We start from the raw sequence: 17,767 nt of genomic DNA, 5'->3' as shown, positions 1-17,767 counted from the left end.
TTTGCCCAAATTCAGATAATCTCCAAACTATTTTTAATTTTTTTTATAAATGTTTCTAACTCTTCAATGGTATATGTATGTAAATTGCGCTCGTACATATAATGACCAAACTGACTGATAATGTTACCAAAAGGCAAAAATGTGCTAATTTTTTTTAATTCCTTCCTCTGTTGTCTGTACTCAGCCTTAGACATATTTTCTTGATGCTTTCGACGCTGCAATTCTAAATATTGATAATTATATTCTGCTTCTTCTCTGACGAGATGATGTGCATCGCGTCGAAGTCGATCGCATAATTTGTGTGCCCTCAAAAAGTCTTCATCATTTGGCGAGTTGCAACCAAATTTCCCCAACACATCCACGACAGCCCACCGAGTTGTGTACCGATCGCTGACTGCCATACTGTCAATTATATCCCAGGGATTATTGATGCCCAGCCAAAATAACTCTCCTATAAGTCTCGGCAGTAAAATTGGGTCTCGATCACGGAGTTGATAAAAGGCATTAAGCATTACTGGTATGCTGTCGTAGCTGCATATTTTTCCTAGTGTATAAATTGCGTCTTTGCGGATGAAATGGTTATCCGCAAAAAGCAAATTTTCAATTTCTGGGATAATAGCTGACTTTAGCTGGCTTTCCCAAGATTGTCGGCACGTATGATTTTGAGAACAACTCAGGACAAAATCTCTAATAAAAAAACAAGTATCGTTAATAATTTCGCGATCGTTACTTTGGAGGAACTTAATCATAGAATCAACCGCCCCAGGCGATGCAACAACCTCAGCCATGTATTCTGTATCTCCCAAGTAGTTAATATATTTGCGGATTTTAGTCTCAAACATTATCTGTCTTTATTTTCTCTGTTCAGCGATGACAGCTTCACGCGACGTTTTTCGCGAGAAAGAGGCACTAAAGCCGGAGCATCACTTTTAGCATTCTTATCTTTCAAACTCTCAACAATCTTAGATAATTCTGAAATTGTCGGCGCTTCAAAAACCCGGCGCAAAGGCAACTCTACTCCGAAAGCATCTCGCACTCTAGAAACAAGCTGAGTCGCCAGCAGCGAATGGCCTCCTAATTCAAAGAAATTGTCCCGGATACCCACTCGCTTTATCCCCAAAACCTCAACCCAAATTTTCACTAAAACTTCCTCAATAGAAGTCTGAGGCGCAACATAACCGCCAGCCCATTCTAACTTAATCGGCTCCGGTGCAGGCAAAGCGAGCCGATCGACCTTTCCGTTAGCCGTCACAGGTAGCGACTCCAGCACTACAAAAGCCGACGGAACCATATATTCCGGCAGTTTTTCTGCTAGATAAGCCTGCAACTGCGGCACTAATTTACGCGCTGCTTTAGCTTGTAAGGGATTGTTAGCATAAGAGCGCCAAGGACGCAAGTTATCGCTTCTGGTTTCTGGCACAAAATCTCTAGTTTTGCCCCGTGCAAACACTACATCGTAGCGCCCTTGACTGTCGGAATTAGACCAACTAATATTAACATTATACGGAACTTCCAAAGCATACCAAGCTTCGGGATCGACTCCTAAATCCTCTACTTTTTCCACGGCTTTCTGCAACTGACCTGCTGTTGGAAATTTATCGACAACAGACAGCAATTCTGCCGCCTTAACTGCTGCCGTTACCCGCGCATTAGGCACATTAGCAATTCTTAAAACATCGAGTTGATTTTCCAATAATATTTGTTGCACCTTGGTAACAGTCAGATTCTGATTTTTATCCAACCAATCCAGCCTTTTTTCTGCGCCCCACTCCCCTTTTTGCGATAATATAGGGCGGGCTGTTTCAGACGCAATATGCAAAATAGCATTGTACCGAAAAGCAGTTAACTCATTATGATAACTACCGCGAATCAATTGAATCTCTACGCCGCCAATCTGCGGAAAGCGGTGTTTTAAGGCGCTAAAAAAATCTGGTTCAACAACTAACTCTGTTTCTTGAAAAATTTGCATTTGTACTCGCTGCTGCAACTTTTCGCCCGCGAGAGAAGGTTCGGCTTGATACAGTTGTACCGAAGCGTGAAAAGCTGCCAGCAACGGCAAGCTGCGGACATCTCCGATGAATATAAAGCCGCCGGGGGCAGTTGCTTTCACCGCACCTTCTAGCACCTGCACGAGATAGTCGATAGTCGGGAAATATTGCACGACAGAGTTGAGAATTACTGCGTCAAAAGCTGCTGTCTCTACTCCTTCAAAGTCAGTCGCCATTTTCTGAAGCAGCGTTACATTAGCTAACTGTTGATTTGCCAATTGCTGCCGAATATAGTTGAGCGAAATAGGTGAAAAGTCTGTTCCGCAATATTGAGTGCAGCGAGAGGCAATTTGGAACAGCAACAAACCTGTGCCGCAGCCAATTTCTAACACTCTGCTCGGCTGCAAAGCTAAAATTTGGGCGGCTTGATTGTTCGCCCAGTCGCGCATCTGTTCTGCTGGGATTGGCTGATTAGTATAACTGCTATTCCAGCCGACAATATTAAATGTTGGATCTGAGTCAACAGCAGGTTGATTGTAAGTTTCATTGTAGAGCATTTGCCACTGCAAAACCTGTTCGTCCTGCAATTGCATTATTTGGTTTTTTTCGCTGGCACTGCTATATTCAGGATTCAGGGCAATATAAGCTACTAAACGTTTATCTCCCTGTCCATTTTCCGAAGCTATTGCTACAGTTTGCTGCACGGCCGGATGTTGAGTTAATACTGTCTCGATTTCTCCTAATTCGATGCGGAAACCGCGAATTTTTACTTGTTCGTCGATGCGTCCTAAAAATTCAAGGTTGCGATCGCATCTGTAGCGCACTAAGTCGCCGGTTTTGTAAATTCGCTCTCTTGAATTTTGTTTAAACTGAGATGTTGCACTCTTATCGAGAACAGGCAAGATGCCTGTTCCACAAGAAAATTCATCTCTTGTGGAACAGGCATCTTGCCTGTTCCTAAACAAGTCATTGAGAATGGTGTCTGAATAAGGATTGACAATAAAGCTTTGTGCGGTTAAATCTGGGCGGTTGAGGTAGCCGCGAGCGAGTCCGTTTCCGCCGATGTACAATTCGCCAACAACCCCCATTGGTACGGGCTGCAAATATTTGTCTAATATGTAGAGTTGAGTGTTAGCAATAGGGCGACCAATTGTCGGGGCGATGTCTGTTTGCTCTGTTACAGGAATATAACCGGAAGTTGTGACGACGGTGTTCTCGGTTGGGCCGTAATTATTTACTAGCTTAAATGGATGGGATTTTAAAGGATGTTGTTGCAGTTTTTCGCCGCCTGCGAGCAAAATTCGCAACGCTGTATTTTGAGGCCAATCTAATAGCAAAACTTTCTCGGCTAAAGGTGTTGGCAAAAAGCTAATTGTAATGGCGTTTGATACTAACCAGTTTTGCAGTTTTTCAGGATCTCGCCTGATGTCATCTTCTGGAAAGTAGATGCTAGATCCTGCGGCGAGATAAGGCCAAATTTCCCACCCGCAAGCATCAAAGCCGATCGCAGCAATTTGCGTTGCTCGATCGCCCGCTGACACGCCAAACTCTCTTTGATGCCAAAAAACGAGATTTAACAGGCTCCCGTGCTCAATTTCAACTCCTTTCGGCTTTCCCGTGGAACCGGAAGTGTAAATCGCGTAAACCAGATTTTCGGCTGTGACGGCGCTGGTGGGATTGTCGGCGATTTCTTGGGAAATCATCTCCCAATCTGTGTCTAGAAAAACAACCCTTGGATGGTGAATTTTATCCTCTGACTGTGTTTCTAAATTTTGCACTTCGCCATCATCCACCAGGGAATAAATTCCCTGGCTCATAGCTGAAGTCGGCTGAAGCCGACTGGAAACTTGTCCTCCTTCAGTCGTCTTTAGACGACTTTCGCTATTAGACAGGGAATTTATTCCCTGGCGGGTAAGCAATACTGACACTTGAGCATCTTTTACCATAAAGCTCGATCGCTCAGCAGGATAGCTCGGATCTAAAATTAGGTAAGCTCCTCCCGCTTTCAGGATACCCAACATTCCCACGATCAGATCGAGCGATCGCCCGCAGCAAAGCCCGACTAAAACTTCCGTCCCAACCCCCATTTTTTGCAAATAACGTGCTAGTTGGTTGCTGCGGAGATTTAGCTCTCGATAGGTGACTCGCTCCTCTCCAAATACCAGCGCCACCGCATCCGGTGTCCGATCGGCCTGCATTTCAAATAGCTGATGGACGCACAAATCTTGCGGGTAATCCGCCTGAGTATTGTTGCATTCAACTAACAAATGATAGCGCTCTTGGGCGCTCAAATATTGCAAGTTGGCAATTCGCTGTTCGGGATTTGTCACAATGCTCTCTAACAAGGCTTGAAAATGCCCGATCAGGCGGGTAATCGTAGCTTCATCAAATAAATCGGCGCTGTAAATAACCATGCCGCTGATGCCTTCCGAGCTATCAACCCACAGCTTATTGCTGGGCGATTGGTTGCTTCCCGAGCTGTTGGGCGATCGCTCCCACAAATGAAACTCCAAATCAAACCGCGCTGTACCCACATCCAACTGCTGCGGGCTGAGCATTAATTCTGGCAATTCTAACCGATTCCCCGGCGCGTTTTGCAGCGCAAACGCCACCTGAAATAAGGGATTTTGGTTCAACGCGCGATCGGGGTGCAGTTCTTCTACTAACTTCTCAAACGGCAAATCTTGGTGAGCGTAAGCTCCTAATGCTACCTCTTTGACTCGGTTTAAAAGTTCCCGAAAAGTTGGATTTCCCGACAAATCTGTACGCAACACCAAACTGTTGACAAAAAAACCTATTAATGCTTCGATTTCACTGCGGTTGCGATTGGCGATCGGCGAACCTACAACAATATCTTCTTGCTGCGCGTAATGGTAAAGCAACGTTTTAAAAGCTGCCAGCATTGTCATAAACAGCGTCACTCCTTCGCCCTGGCTCAAGGTTTCTAAAGCCTCGCTCAGTTGTTTTGGCAGTTGCAAAAATTGCCTTTTGCCTCGGTAACTTTGAATTGCAGGCCTGGGGCGATCCGCAGGCAAATTTAGCATAGAAATGCCGTTTAACTGCTGTCTCCAGTAAGCAAGCTGCGTTTCTAAAACTTTCCCTTGCAGCCATTCGCGCTGCCATTTTGCAAAATCAGCGTACTGGATTGACAAAGCCGGTAAAGGCGAAGGTTTTTCGCTAGCAAATGCCGTGTAAAGTGCGCCTAATTCCTGAATAAGCACTCCGATAGACCAACCATCGGAGACAATGTGGTGCATATTCAGCATTAGTAAATATTCGGCATCATCTAACTGCAATAATGTGACTCGAAGCAACAAGTCATTGGACAAATTGAAAGAACGTTGCGCTTCCTGGGCGGTGAGCCGGTTTGCTTCAGTTTGTCGAGATTCTTTTGGCAAGTTTCGCAAGTCTACTACATTAATCGGGAGGTGGAAAGCAGCAGCTATTCTCTGAACAGGTTGGCCCGAAACTACTGCTAAAGTCGTCCGTAAAGCTTCGTGGCGGCGCACAATTTCATTGAAGGTTTGTTGCAGCGCCGAAAACTTGAGCGAACCTGTCAAACGCAAGGCTGCGGGAACATTATAGAAGGGATTGTTCGGGACTAATTGGTCGAGAAACCACAAGCGCTGCTGTGCAAAAGAAAGCGGTAAATTTCCGTCCCGCCCCAGAGGAACAATCGGTGTAGGAGTGAAACTAGAAGTACGATTAGCTGCTTTTAAAAATGAAATTATTTCAGCTTTTTTATGAGAAATTTCGGCACGCAGTTCTGGTGTAATCATTCCTTCGGGAGCGTTGCAGCGCAGGATATCGCCCTCAACAAAAATATTAATATCTAGACTGCGAAGGTAAGATAAAAACTCAACTAACTCCACCGTGACAGAATCTCTGGCATTTGGCGATGAACTCGGTATTTTTGGATCGGGCATTTTGAGTCATCCTGTGATTACTTGGGCAAATCAATAAAATAAATTCTACCAGCGCACAAATTAAGAGCTTAACTTACCGCTTGCCGACTGTGGCCTAACCTGAGTATGATTCTGTTTGAATCCGCAACCAAAATCCTACCCAAGGTTTCAGCTTATGCCGTTCATGCCCTTCAATTTCCTGTTCCTATGGCTGCTAGGACTGCTGTCGATCGGCGTACTTGGCGGAGGTATATATATTATTTACGAATGGTACATCGGCCAACTTGTAGGGATTTCCTACTTAGTCAGCGGAGTCTTGATGCTTCTTTGGTCTGTTGGCGGCCGCTTTATCAGTTTGCCGCTGTTCCGCCGCCCCGGTGCTGACGAACCCAAGCCGATCCGGACGGGTACGGTTCAGCGGGTAGAGAGGCCTGATGGCACTATTTTACAAGTAGAATTCTACGGCCCAGAGGACGGACAGCCGATTATTCTCTCACATGGTTGGGGGCCGAACAGTATGGTTTGGTATTACGCGAAACGGCAACTAACCGATCGCTACCGAGTGATTGTTTGGGATCTTCCAGGTTTGGGAAAATCTACTCGACCAAAAAACAGCGACTACTCCCTAGAAAAATTTGCCCGCGATCTCGAAGCCGTCATTGCCATAGCAGGAACTAAACCTGTTATCCTACTCGGACACAGCATGGGTGGCATGATTGCTCTAACATTCAGTCGGCTTTTCCCAGAACTTCTCGGTAGTCGAGTAGCTGGTTTAATTCTGGTAGATACGACTTATACTAATCCCGTCAAAACTGCTATTTTTAGCGGTTTATTACGCGCTTTGCAAAAGCCGCTGCTCCAACCTCTGCTCTACCTCACCGCAGCTCTTGAACCCATTATGTGGGGAATGACTTGGCTGAGCTATCTCAATGGTTCACTGCACATCAGTGTAGAATTATCGGGATTTAAAGGCACTGAAACGCGCGGTCAATTAGAGTTTTCTGCTTTATTATCAGCCTTGGGTTCTCCCGGCGTTCTCGCTCGCGGCACACTGGGAATGTTCAAATTTGACGAAACAAAAACTTTGCCATCAATTGATATTCCAGTGTTGGTGATCTGCGGCGATTCAGATATCGCAACTACCCCCCCAGCTAGCCTGCGAATGAAAGCAGAATTACCTCAAGCAGAGCTAGTTACTATCAAGCGAGGAGGACACATGGCATTAATGGAACACAACCAAGAGTTTGCCCAAGCTGTCAGGGCATTCTGCACTGAAATTTCGTGACTAAAAATGTGAGTTAAAATCCCATACGGTTCAGTTAAGGAAAATTGTAGCGAAAATGTTGGGCGGAGTGAAACGGAGGGTTCGTTCCCTCCGGGCCCAACCTACGCACTGATTCGGTCTAGTTCCTAGACCTCTTTGTCACCCTTCCACGTTTAACTGAAAATGCGCTTGAGGGCAGGAATACGAGCCAAAACGAAATAATCCAACAGCAGAACGGTGACGAGTGAAAGTCCTACAAGCGGGAAGGCAATCCCTAAAACAGCAACGATTGCGAGTGGCACTTTCCATCCCTGAACATGGGTGGGCATTGCAGGCGCACCGAGCCAACCCGTCCCTTTCGGACGACGCTGCCACCACATCACCGTACCACTTACTGAAAGCACAATCAAAATTAAGGATGCAAACAACATCAGTAGTTGATTGCTCAATCCAAAATATTTTCCCATGTGAATTGAAATTCCCATTGATACGACTTTGGGTACTAACCCGTAATCCTTCCACCGCACATCTGTTAATACTTTGCCACTGTATTGATCGATGTGCAAAGTAATTTCTTGCGCCGGATTATTTGGAAATGCCGAAACCGTATACACACCCGTGTTGGATTCTGGAAAACTAACACTAAATCCAGGGGGTGCGCCTTTTGCTTGAGCTAAATTTACAACAGAATCTAGATTTACGGACGAATCAGCAAGAGTTCGCCCGATAACTTCGTTGTGTCCTGAATGATGCTCATCTCTAGGCGTACTCGATTTAGGAATTGGTAATTGCTCTACTGCCCAAGGCACAACTTGATTGCCCTGCTGATTGAGGGAGCCTGTGAGTGTTGTCGATTGAGGCACGTTATCCCGCATTTGTGCAGGGTAGTAGTTCGACAAACGAGCGAAGGTATCTCCCCAAAAACCTGTCCAGGGTAGTCCACTGAGGATGAGGAAGCCAATTAGCAATACGCCATAAAATCCCGAAACGGCGTGTAAGTCCCGCCAAAATACCCGCTTATTCTGACTCCACACACGCGGAATTAATGTTCCTAAAAAAGTTACTTTGCCGCGAGGCAACCACAGATACAATCCTGTAATCAGCAGCACAAGCCCCCAACAGGAAGCAAGCTCTACTAAATAATCTCCCAATTTTCCGATCATCAGTTCGCCGTGAATTTTGCGTGCGATCGCTTGGAGATTATTGTTTTCATCGCGATCGCCTAATATCTGAGCCGTATAAGGATTCACGAAAACGGCTAGCGTTCTTTCATCTTTAGTCGCGATCGTCACTTCAGCACTACGATTAGACGCAACGCTCGGCGTGAATTTTGTTACTTTGGCATCAGGATAAGTTCGTTGAACAACTGCCACCTGTTGAGTATAAGGCATCACCACATCCGCAGGCTGCACAAACATATTCTGGTGATACATCGCAGCATCTAATTGCGGTTTAAACAGGTAAATGATGCCTGTGACTGACAAAATCAGCATGAAAGGAATAACAAACAAGCCTGCATAGAAGTGCCATCGCCAAACGGTGCGATAAAAACGATTACTGGGAGGTTCAGCAACCAGTGAAGGGTTCAAAACGCTGTTCAATTTACTCATTTTTGTTTGCCAAAATATCGACAAAAAACCATTGTGCTATACAAGTATGAACAATGTCAAAAGACAGGCTGTCAAACAGAGATGCTCCCCACTTTTGGACGGTCATTCCACAAAAGAATCAAAATCATCCCGCAATTATGTAAAACCTTAAAATTCCACATCTTCTCGCTCATTTTCGTCAGTTCTGGGAGTATCCAAACCTTTCGCAGCCCAGCGCATTGTTTCAATGTATTTTGCCAGACTCGCCACCGTCGGAGCCTCAAACAAATTGCTGACCGATAACTCGACTTGCAAAGCGTCCCGGATGCGAGAAATTAACTGAGTTGCTAGCAGGGAATGCCCACCTAGCTCAAAGAAATTATCGTAGATACTAACCTGCTGTTTTCCCAAAACATTAGCCCAAATTTTCCCGATCGCCTTTTCGAGATCAGTCCGAGGCGCTACATAATTTTCTGTTATATCCTCGCTGTCTGTATCTAGATCGGGCAAGGCGCGGCGGTCTACTTTGCCATTAGGCGTCAGTGGCATATTCTCCAACACTGCATAAGTTGCAGGAACCATATATCCTGGTAACTTTTCTTTCAAAAATTGGCGCAAGTCACTTGATTTTAGATTGTGACTTTCTGATTTTCCATTAATGCCGTCAGGAATAACATAAGCTACCAAATGTTTATCGTCGGGGATGTCTTCCCTCACAATTACTACTGCTTCGCGCACTTGTGGATGCTGGCACAAAGCCGCTTCAATTTCTCCCAACTCGATGCGGTAGCCACGAATTTTTACTTGGTCGTCAACGCGGCCTAAAAACTCGATATTGCCGTCAACCCAATAGCGACCTAAATCACCTGTTTTATAAAGCCTAGAACCTGATTTATTGCTAAAAGGATTGGGAATGAATGCAGCAGCAGTTAAATCCGGCTGGTTGAGGTAGCCTTTCGCCAATCCGTCACCGCCGACGTACAATTGACCCATAACACCGATCGCCACCGGCTGCAAATCCGCATCGAGGAGATAAATTTGCGTGTTGGCGATCGGACGGCCAATAGGGATCGATGTTGCGGTTTCGGGTACGTCTTGCACGCAATAATAAGCCGAAAATGTGGTATTTTCTGTAGGCCCGTAAACGTGAATTAATTGAGTGGTTGGATTTTGTTTGAAAACTTTTTTAACCCATCTCATATCGACCGCTTCTCCACCAAACAGCAAGCAGCGCAGTGAATTAAAAGCTTGCGGTAAAACTCTAGCAATTTGTTGAAATAAGGCAGTTGTTAAAAACAAGACGGTGATACCTTGTTGGCGCAGTTCTAAGGCTAAATCGTGAGGTGAAAGGGTAATATTTGTGCTAATTCCCACGAGTTGAGCGCCGTTAAGCAAGGCTCCCCAAATCTCGAATGTGGCTGCATCAAATGAGGCGTTTGATGCTTGGGCAATTTTATCGGTAGGTTCTATTTTTATATAGTTGGTGTTGAGTACCAGCCGATTTACTGCTTTGTGGGTGACAGCAACTCCCTTGGGTTTTCCTGTTGAGCCAGAGGTGTAAATAACGTAAGCTAGGTTGTCTGCTGTTACGGTGTTGGCAGGATTTTCGGCGCTTTCTTTGGCTATGTGTTCCCAGTCGCGATCGAAGTAAATCACCGAGTTTGAGAAGTCTCGGAAATTCTCAATTAATTTATCCTGAATTAGCAAGACTTTAACTTGAGCATCTTCCAGCATCAAGTTTAGCCGATCGCGCGGATAGCTCGGATCTAACGGTAGGTAAGCTCCTCCCGCTTTCAGTATAGCCAACATCCCGACAATTACGTCGATCGATCGCTCTGCACAAAGCCCCACTAAAACCTCCGCCCCCACGCCCAGTTTTTGTAGGTAATGCGCCAGTTGGTTGGCTTTGCTGTTGAGTTCTCTGTAAGTCAGGTTTTGGCTGTCGAAAGTTAGGGCGACATCCTCCAGATGCTGCTGGACCCGCTCTTCAAATAACTGATGAATGCACTTATTTTGAGGATAATCTGTCCGAGTATCGTTCCATTCTCTGAATAATTGATTCACTTCATCCTCGCTCAATAAAGGTAAGTTAGCGATTCTTTGTTCTGGATTAGCCACAATGCTTTCCAGCAGCGTTTTAAAATGCCTCAGCATTCGGGCGATCGTAACTTCATCAAATAAATCCGTATTGTACACAGCTAAGCCTCGGAGGCCTTCCGAATCTTCCCAATGTTCGCCGTACCTGCTCCTAAAATTATCGGAAGCTTCCCACAAATGCAGCTCTAAATCAAAGCGCGTTGTTTGCGTCTCCAAATGAAAAGAACTCAACTTTAATTCTGGCAATTCTAGCTCGTCCACAGGCCCATTTTGCAGCCCGAAGACTACCTGAAACAGCGGGTGGCGATTCAGCGATCGCTCTGGGTGCAATTCCTCGACGAGCTTCTCAAAAGGTAAATCTTGGTGAGCATAAGCTCCCAGGGTTACTTCCCGCACCCGGCCCAAAAAATCTCGAAATGTCGGGTTTCCCGAGCAGTCTGTTCGCAGCACTAAAGTATTGACAAAAAAACCGATTAATGCTTCTATTTCGCTGCGGTTGCGATTGGCGATCGGCGAACCTACAACAATATCATCTTGTTGCGAGTAGCGGTAAAGCAAAGTTTGAAATGCTGCGAGCAATGTCATAAATAAAGTCGCTCCTTCTCGCTGCGAGAGCGCTAGAAGTGCGTTTTTCAGCTTTTTCGGCAATTCTAAATATTGAGTTTTTCCCCGATAATTTTGCCTAGCTGGTGCAGGGCGATCTGTGGGCAAATTTAACACAGAAATCCCGTGCAATTGCTGCCGCCAATAAGCTAGTTGAGTTTCTAATACTTCACCTTGCAACCATTCGCGCTGCCACTCGGCAAAGTCTGCATATTGAAGTGATAATTCTGGTAGGGGAGATGGCTGTTGATTTATCAAAGCTGTATAGATAGCCTGCACTTCTCTAATTAGCACACCTATAGACCAATCATCGGAGGCTATGTGGTGCATATTTAGCAAGAGAATATGCTCTGTTTCTGTCAGCCGCAGGATGGTGATTCGCATCAGCGGCCCCGTGGATAAATTGAAAGGGCGAAGAGATTCGGCTGCGGTGAGTTTATTTGCTTCTGTTTCCCGTAGTTCTGGTGGCCAATGTTGCAGTTCTAATAGTTGTAAATTAGTCTTAAAAGTGGCAGAGATTATCTGCACTGGTTTGCCTGATACCGCTGCAAAAGTCGTTCGCAAAGTTTCGTGTCGCTGCACTATTGCGTTGAAGGTTTGCTCTAATGCTGTTAAGTTGAGGGAACCAGTTAAGCGCAGTGCTGTTACTACATTATAGAAAGGGTTTTCCGGTGCGAATTGGTCGAGAAACCACAAGCGCTGCTGGGCAAATGATGCCGGAAAGACAAACACTTCGGCTTCTGAGGAAATATTCAGTTTTTCTATATCGTTTGTAAAGGAATCGTCAAAAATTTCGGATGCCATATCTGTTGCTCTTCGGGATAGGATGTGTTAATTTTTTGATGGCGCGGGGTGGCTTTTTGATGGTGCGATCGCCTCTTAAAACTTTCGCGAGTAAAAAAATGACACTTTTAACATCCTCAGAAACCGGGTTTCTCGGAGTTTTGGGTTTAGTGAGGAGAAATTAACCCAGAAACCGGGTTTCTCGGAGTTTTGTGCGAATGCTTAAAGAGAACTTGGGTTGGGAACTCAGCAGTAGCGTTGTCGAATGCAGGCAGATTGCGCTGGAACCCTCATTCTACTGTTGGGTGTCAAAAACTGTCGCTGCCGATTGCGGTCAAAAAATAGAGAAGTGACTGAATCGGGGTTTGGGGCACAACAGCAGCGGCATTCTTTTGGCAAACTGGTGTCAGATGTGAGAATGACCTAGAGCAATCGGTGTACAGGTCAAGCTGTAGTATGATTTCTAATTGCACAAAGTGTTTTTGGGGCGATCGCAATTTTCTCACATCTTCAACCCAAGCGACTAATATTGATTAAACAGTGTCAGGGATCTTTTACAGAAAATGACTGGAAGTTGGGCTCTACTTTGCAAAAATACTTAAGAACACTGAACGTGCAGTTTAAATTAGAGGTTATAGGCTAATGGCGCAGCGGAACGTATACTCGTCAAAAGACGACCCAGGGGATGCACAATCAGCAGAGGAAGTCCTCCACTCAGTGATTCAGGAACTGGACGCTTTGCACCAAAATGTCAAAGGCCAGTTAAATCAGGACATTACTCGGCTCGAAAGTGAAAAAAATCACCTGATTGACGATATTGAAGATCTCAGAGAGCAATATCGCAAATTGCAGTCCCAGCAAATGGAATCTCTGTCTGGGCGATACATTCAGCAGCAGCAATTGTGGCTGAAGCAGTTGGCTCAAGTTTTGGCTCACAATTTGCAGGATTTGTTGGTGCAGCGGTTCAGCGAACTCAGTGCTAACTCGGGACATTCTCTCAGCAGCCCTATTCCCAGCGGCGAATTCCCGATACCGATGCCGCCGAGCAACTACGACGAACGGGCCTCGGAGTTGCTGGCGGCGCTGGATCAAAGGATCGATCGCAGTTTCCAGATGCTCGAACAAGATTTGAGCAGCTACGAAAGCGAGCTTTCCATGCGGCTCAATAATATGCAAACCCTAGAGCGGCAAGGGGAAGAGCTGTTACAAAATCTTGTAAACCGCATCAGGGAAGAACTCGAACAAGAAGAAGAAGAATATCTTGACAATCCTTTCGATGCTAGAGATTCCTATCCCGAAGTATCAGCTAATTCTGTCCGCCCCCCAGCTATAGCGCCAGCACCTGTGGATGCGCCGCGGGACTCTGTGCCGCAGCCTTCTTCAGGTTCTGCTGCAATTGCTCAAGCAGGTTCTCAAGTGCAAGCAGGTTTGATTTTGGCTTTGTCTTCGGCGGTGGTATTGTCGCTGTTTAATGTTTGTTTGAGAATTTTGATTAAAAGCAGAAATCCTCGGATGATTTTTGGCTTGTTTGAAGTTCCGGGGGTGGTAACTCCTGGTTTTGGCAATTCTTTGTTGATTTTGTTGATGCGGCTGATCGTGGTGATGGCTTTGATGCCAATATTGGCAACTTTTCTGTATCCTTCTGTGTGGAAAGATATTAGGCGGTTGTTCCAGTCGGGCGATCGCGCTTTGTGGAGCAAGGTTTTAGGAAGCGCATTTTTTCTGTTTTTGTCTCAGGTTTTGATTTATTTGGCGATCGGCAATATTCCGGCGGGGATTGCGATTACGATTTTCTTTATTTACCCGATCGTCACCGTACTCGGTTCTTGGATCTTGTTTGGCGCTCGCCCAAGCACGATCAGCTTTTTGGCAATCTGCGGAATTACCGCAGGTTTGATTTTAGCCGGCTGGCCGAGTTTTGCAGCGCCAGCTCCCGGCGGCGGCAATGTCGGGGTGGGAGTCGCTGCGGCACTCGGTGCTGGCATTACCTTTGCAGGTTACGTATTGCTGACGCAAATGGCCGCGGGCAAGCTGCACCCGATTCCTTTTAGTTTAGTTAATTTCGCCACGATTTTTGTATTTTCCGCCCTGAGTTTGTGGGTGCCGCTCTCGGAAAATTTAGCTCCTCAAATCGACCCAAATGTATGGCCGGGTTTGATTTTTGGAGGCGTTGTTTTAGGGGTGTTAACGCTGTTTAGCTATCTTTTGAACAATTTTGCCATCCGGTTTGCCGGGGCAGCCTTAGCCTCCGTAATTGGCACTTTGGGGCCGGCGATGACCGCACTCTTCGGGTTTGTCATTATCAATGAGAAATTGCAGCCTTTGGCAATTATTGGCATGGCTGTGGTGACATTGAGCGTGGCTGCTATGAGTGTAGAACGCATGGTGGCTCCTCAGAAGAAGGCTAGTTGAGGCAATAATTGTCCTTCATAGTATCAGAACCCCGACTTCTTAAACAAGTCGGGGTTCTGATACCTATCCAATTTAAAATCTAAAATCTAAAATCTAAAATCTAAAATCTAAAATCTAAAATCGATTTGACCTATGACTACAGTCATTAAAATATCGCCCAACTTAGAGGAGTTCCTAAAACTTCCAGAAACAGAGCCAGCTTGCGAATATATCAACAAAGAAATCATTCAAAAACCCATGCCTCAAGGTGAACATAGCAGATTGCAGGGTAAGCTTTGCAATGTAATCAACCAAATAGTCGAAACACCAAAGATTGCTTATGCTTTTCCAGAGTTACGTTGCACTTTCGGCGGTGCATCAATCGTCCCAGATGTAGCAGTATTCCGGTGGGAAAGAATTCCCTTTCTATCATCTGGTAGAATTGCTAACCGCTTTGAGATTTATCCAGACTGGGCGATTGAAATTCTTTCTCCCGAACAAAGCCAAACAAAAGTGCTTGCTAAATTACTTGCTTGTTCGCAACAAGGCACTGAATTGGGGTGGTTAATGATTCCAGAAGAAGAAAGTATTTTAGCGGTATTTCCCGGGCAAAGAGTGGAATTGTACGAAGGTGCAACTGATTTGCCAATACTTAATGGAATTGAGTTAGAATTGACTGTTGAAACAGTTTTTAGCTGGTTGAGTTTTAGTTAAGTTAAAAAGTGCGGATACAATATCAAACAACAGAAACAACCACACGAAAACCCACAATACTAGCCTTACAATCCGGCTGATATCGAAGCCGGCACGCGCTGCGACAATTCGGAGGGCGATCGTTCCAAGAGCCCCCCCGCAATAACCTCAGCGAATAGTCCCCGCCAGACACCCAAACACTGCCATCAACAGGCGCACCTTTATAATTACTGTGCCAAGCATCCCCGCACCATTCCCACACATTGCCGTGGAAATCGTACAATCCGAAAGCATTCGGTTTAAAACTGCCAACATCTGTCGTTTGAAATCGATAAACTCCCTTCGGCGCATCAGCATAATTAGCATTTCCGTTGTAATTTGCTAACTCGCTGGTAATCGTTTCCCCAAAGTGAAACGCCGTCATAGTTTGCCCCCGGCAAGCATATTCCCACTGCGCCTCGCTAGGCAAGCTATACTTCTTACCAGTTTTGCGAGAAAGTCTAGCGCAAAACTCCACCGCTTCGTACCAAGATACATTTTCGATCGGTCGATTGACACCTTTAAAACGGGAAGGCTCAGGATTGAGAAACATTTTAATTTCCGGCAGCGCTGCAACAGCATTCCATTGCGACTGAGTGACTGGAAATTTACCAATATAGAAAGCAGCTAAAGTTACTGAGTGCTGCGGTTTTTCGTCGCTGTCACCCCGATCTTTTTGACTACCCATCAGGAAAGTACCGCCAGGAACAGATACCATTTCCATGACTGTACCGCTGCCGAGATGTTCTTCAAAAAAACGCGCTTTGCGGCTGTTAAGATTAGTTTGCTGCCCGCGATTGTCTACTGTCACTACCTGAAATTCAAAGGTGCTTTTGACAGTAGCAATACTTTGTGTTACTTTGCTCCGAGGCGGATTGCTATGAAATTTTCCACTCGGATTAACCGAGATATTGCTGTTTATTTGTCGGCTTTGCTGGCTCTGACTGTTGAGAGCAAGTTGTTCAATCTCATTCAAATAAGCATTTAGCGGAGGTAGGGCTACCTTGGGTTGAGCATAATTTAAAGTAAGTTGTCCACCATTACCACAGTGAGGTGGAGGAGGTAGAGAATAGAGATTTAAAGCTTTGATTACTTCATCAGCAGATTGATATCTATTTTTGAGATAATCTTGAATTAATTTATCTAAAATTATTGCTAATTCGCTGCTAACTTTTGTGCCTGCTGGTAAGCGTTCTCTCCAAATCCATCCGCCGTTAATCGGGTCGTAAAGGTCATCGAAACCGTCAACTTGTGGCAAACATTTAGTTAGCAGTCTGAGACAAGTTATCCCCAAACTATACAAATCGCTTCCGGGGAAAACTTGACCCCGCATTTGTTCTACCGGGGAATATCCGGGCGTGCCTACGGTGGTGCCAACTTTGCTTAGATGGGAACCAGTAACTTGTTTGGAGACGCCGAAATCAATCAAAACTAACTCTCCCCGCCCTCCTCTGCGGAAAGCCGAATTGCGAAAATTTGCAGCTTTTGGCGGGGATGAGCTGGCTGAGGTGCGGCGGCGGATGATATTCTCAAGTTTGATGTCTCGGTGAATGACATGGCGATCGTGTACAAATTTCAAAATTGGCAATATATCTGCCAGTAACTGCCAAATTTTTTCTTCGTTAAAAGCGCCCTGCTGAGTTAATTCAGCCAGTAAATTTTGCCCTTCAATCAATTCTTGTACTAAATAAAGCCGCTTGTCTTGTTCAAAATAAGCAATTAATCGAGGAATTTGGGGATGTTCGCCGAGTTCGTAAAGTCGTTTCGCTTCTTGCTTAAACAGTTCTGTAGCCTTTTGAAGTGCTGATGTTCCCTGAACTTGGGGGGAAAACTGCTTGATGACGCAGGAATCGTCCATGCGATCGATATCTACCGCTTCGTAAGTTCTGCCAAATCCTCCTTCGCCCAACGGCCGAATTACGCGGTAGCGGTTTCTGAAGAGGGGCGTGAGGTCTGATTCGCCGCAACTTTGACAAAACTTAGAGTTGTCGGGATTGAAAGGATTAGAGCACCTTGGATTTGAGCAGTAGAACATATCCTTGGGGAAGAAATGATCCGGTTAAGGTTATCATATATCTTTTCGGGTTACTGATGGATCTGTAACAATTTGCAAGGTGTTCTGGATTGTAATTTAAGTTTTGTCGAGGCGGCCAGGATGTTAAGCTTTGTCGAGGCGGGTTCTCCTGCCAAATCCTGAAGAGTTATAAGAAATCGATTTGAAGATAAAAAATAGTAGTCCGATCGACATCCGTAGCAATTAGTATCAAATTAAACACTCTAGAATTATCGGCTTAATGTTGTGAAGCCAGCATCGACATATCGACCCACTCGTAATTTTGATAAGCTGCTACGCAGCTAAACCGGATAAAATAGCATTGCCTTTATTTTTGATTTTTCGATCCCATTTAATAACCA

8 protein-coding genes are annotated in these 17,767 nt (G+C 45.4%); 3 read left to right on the top strand and 5 right to left on the bottom strand.

Annotated features, from left to right (window positions below):
- Nucleotides 1-11 precede the first annotated feature (11 nt).
- Both QUA01_RS21120 and QUA01_RS21115 read right to left on the bottom strand, forming a co-directional pair.
- A complete protein-coding gene (locus QUA01_RS21120) occupies nt 12-842 on the bottom strand; it encodes a HEAT repeat domain-containing protein (RefSeq protein WP_333090305.1) in 831 nt (276 codons plus the stop codon).
- Nucleotides 842-5,914 carry an amino acid adenylation domain-containing protein gene (locus QUA01_RS21115; RefSeq protein WP_333090306.1) on the bottom strand — a complete coding sequence of 1,691 codons (5,073 nt, stop codon included), beginning with the start codon at nt 5,912-5,914 and terminating at the stop codon, nt 842-844. Before QUA01_RS21115 ends, QUA01_RS21120 begins: the two co-directional genes overlap by 1 nt.
- A 163-nt stretch (nt 5,915-6,077) precedes the next feature.
- Here QUA01_RS21115 and QUA01_RS21110 point away from each other — a divergent pair, with 163 nt between their 5' ends.
- A complete protein-coding gene (locus tag QUA01_RS21110; RefSeq protein ID WP_333090307.1) occupies nt 6,078-7,178 on the top strand; it encodes an alpha/beta fold hydrolase in 1,101 nt (366 codons plus the stop codon).
- A 152-nt stretch (nt 7,179-7,330) separates the two neighbouring features.
- Here QUA01_RS21110 and QUA01_RS21105 read toward each other — a convergent pair whose 3' ends face one another.
- Both QUA01_RS21105 and QUA01_RS21100 read right to left on the bottom strand, forming a co-directional pair.
- Nucleotides 7,331-8,767 carry a PepSY-associated TM helix domain-containing protein gene (locus QUA01_RS21105; protein ID WP_333090309.1) on the bottom strand — a complete coding sequence of 479 codons (1,437 nt, stop codon included), beginning with the start codon at nt 8,765-8,767 and terminating at the stop codon, nt 7,331-7,333.
- 147 nt (nt 8,768-8,914) lie between these two features.
- A complete protein-coding gene (locus QUA01_RS21100; protein ID WP_333090311.1) occupies nt 8,915-12,250 on the bottom strand; it encodes a non-ribosomal peptide synthetase in 3,336 nt (1,111 codons plus the stop codon).
- Between the two features lie 621 nt (nt 12,251-12,871).
- Between QUA01_RS21100 and QUA01_RS21095 the strand changes: the two genes are divergently transcribed.
- The gene (locus QUA01_RS21095; protein ID WP_333090312.1) at nt 12,872-14,641 is read left to right on the top strand and encodes a DMT family transporter; all 1,770 of its coding nucleotides are present in this window, start codon (nt 12,872-12,874) and stop codon (nt 14,639-14,641) included.
- Between the two features lie 132 nt (nt 14,642-14,773).
- Entirely contained in the window at nt 14,774-15,334 is a 561-nt protein-coding gene (locus QUA01_RS21090) for a Uma2 family endonuclease (protein ID WP_333090314.1), read from the top strand.
- 22 nt (nt 15,335-15,356) lie between these two features.
- Here QUA01_RS21090 and QUA01_RS21085 read toward each other — a convergent pair whose 3' ends face one another.
- Entirely contained in the window at nt 15,357-17,387 is a 2,031-nt protein-coding gene (locus QUA01_RS21085) for a bifunctional serine/threonine-protein kinase/formylglycine-generating enzyme family protein (protein ID WP_333090315.1), read from the bottom strand.
- Nucleotides 17,388-17,767 lie beyond the last annotated feature (380 nt).

This window comes from Microcoleus sp. S36a_B3 (assembly GCF_036700745.1).
Taxonomy (GTDB): domain Bacteria; phylum Cyanobacteriota; class Cyanobacteriia; order Cyanobacteriales; family Microcoleaceae; genus Microcoleus.
This window is presented reverse-complemented; position numbering and strand designations above follow the sequence as displayed.